Below are 2,201 nucleotides of genomic sequence, written 5' to 3' on the forward strand. Positions count from 1 at the left end.
TCACGGGCACGCCGCCCTCGCGCCGGCCCGCGCTCGCCTTCAGCCCGCTGACGAGGCCGGCCACGTACAGCCGTTCGGTGTCCGTCAACGGCGGCGGCGCGAGGTCGGCCACGCCGAGCGCGGCCGCGAAAGTGTCGATGTCTGCCATGTCGGATTCCTGTGAAGCAAGCGTCGGTGCGGGCGCGGGCAGCGTGTCGTCGGCGCGTGCATCGGCTTGCGCGGTCGCTTCAACGACGGACGTGAACGCATCCGTCTCGACGCGCCGCAGCGCGACCGCGCAGTATTTCAGTTCGGGTTGCTGCGATTCCGGATCGATCGCGTCGTTCGTCACGGCGTTGATGCACAGGTCGTCGCCGTACACGTCGTTCCAGTGCATCGGCGCGAAGCAGTTGCCGCGCCGCACGCGCTCGGTCACGACGGCCGGCAGCACCGCGCGGCCGCGCGCCGAGCGGATCTCGACGCTGTCCTTCGCGGCGATGCCGAGCGCGCTCGCATCGTCCGGGTGCAGTTCGACGAACGGGCGCGGGTTGAGCTTGTTCAGCATCGCGACCTTGCCCGTCTTCGTCATCGTGTGCCACTGATGCTGCAGCCGCCCGGTGTTCAGCACGATCGGGAACGTGTCGTCCGGCAGCTCGGCCGGATCGACATGCGGCCGCGCGAAGAAGCGCGCCTTGCCCGACGGCGTCGGGAACGCGAGGCGCGGCACGTCGGTCGCGTCACCGTTGCTCGCCGCGCGCAGCGTCTGACTCACGCCGTCGTTCAGGTAGCGGATCGGGTGCCGCTCGCGCGCGGTGCCCGGCGCGACCGGCCACTGCACGGGCCCGTCGCGCAGCGCCGCATGGCTCGCGCCGCGCAGGTCGTAGCCGGTCGCCGGATTCGAGAAGCGCACGATCTCGTCGAACACGTCGGCCGCCGACGCATAGTCGAACGCATCGCCGAAGCCCATCGCACGCGCGACTTCCGCGACGATGCGCCAGTCGGGCAGCGCGTCACCGGGCGGCGCGACCGCCGCGCGCATCAGCGTCATGTTGCGCTCGGAGTTGACCATCACGCCGTCGCCCTCGGCCCACAGCGCGCCGGGCAGCAGGATGTCCGCATAGCGGTTGGTCTCGGTGTCGAGGAAGGCGTCCTGCGCGATCACGAGCTCGGCGGCCTGCAGCCCGGCGATCACGTTCTGCCGGTTCGGCACCGTCGCGACCGGGTTCGTGCAGATGATCCAGCACGCCTTGATGTCGCCGGCCGCCATCCGCGAGAACAGGTCCACCGTGCCTTGCCCCGCCTCCTTGCGCAGCGTGCCGGCCGGCACGCGCCACAGGTTCTCGACGAAACGGCGATCGTCGTCGGACGCCACCGAGCGCTGGCCCGGCAGCCCGGGGCCCATGTAGCCCATCTCGCGCCCGCCCATCGCGTTCGGCTGGCCGGTCAGCGAGAACGGACCGCTGCCGGCGCGGCAGATCTTGCCCGTCGCGAGATGCAGGTTGCAGATCGCATTGGTGTTCCACACGCCGTGCGTGCTCTGGTTGAGCCCCATCGTCCAGCAGCTCATCCACTCCGGCGCATCGCCGATCCACTCCGCGGCCGTGCGCAGGTCGGCTTCCGCGAGCCCGGTGATGTCGGCGACACGCTCGGGCGTGTAGTCGGCGAGGAACGCGGGCATCGCGTCCCAGCCTTCGGTGTACGCGTCGATGAACGCAGCATCCGTGCGGCCGTTCGCATGCAGCAGATGCAGCAGCCCGTTGGTCAGCGCGAGATCGGTGCCCGGCCGGATCTGCAGGAACAGGTCGGCCTTGTCGGCCGTGCCGGTGCGGCGCGGATCGACGACGATCAGCTTCGCGCCGGCCTTCACGCGATCCATCATCCGCAGGAACAGGATCGGATGACAGTCGGCCATGTTCGCGCCGATCACGAAGAACAGGTTCGCGCGATCGAAATCCTGGTACGACCCGGGCGGGCCGTCCGCGCCGAGCGACTGCTTGTAGCCGGTACTCGCGCTCGCCATGCAGAGGCGCGAATTCGACTCGATGTTGTGGGTGCCGACGAAGCCCTTCGCGAGCTTGTTGACGAGGTATTGCGCCTCGATCGACATCTGCCCCGAAACGTAGAACGACAGCGCGTCGGGCCCGTGCGCGTCGAGCACCGCGCGCAGGCGGCGCGCGGTATCGGCGATCGCGTCGCGGGCCGGCAGCGGCACCAGGTCCGCC

General features: G+C 70.1%; 1 protein-coding gene. It reads right to left on the minus strand.

Annotation, left to right across the window (positions count from 1 at the left end):
* Nucleotides 1-2,201, minus strand: a 2,201-nt coding sequence (locus G3N98_RS39010) for a nitrate reductase (protein ID WP_206151099.1), incomplete at both ends; no start/stop codon positions are given.

Origin of the sequence: Burkholderia sp. Tr-20390 (genome assembly GCF_017104595.1) — a bacterium.
GTDB lineage: Bacteria > Pseudomonadota > Gammaproteobacteria > Burkholderiales > Burkholderiaceae > Burkholderia.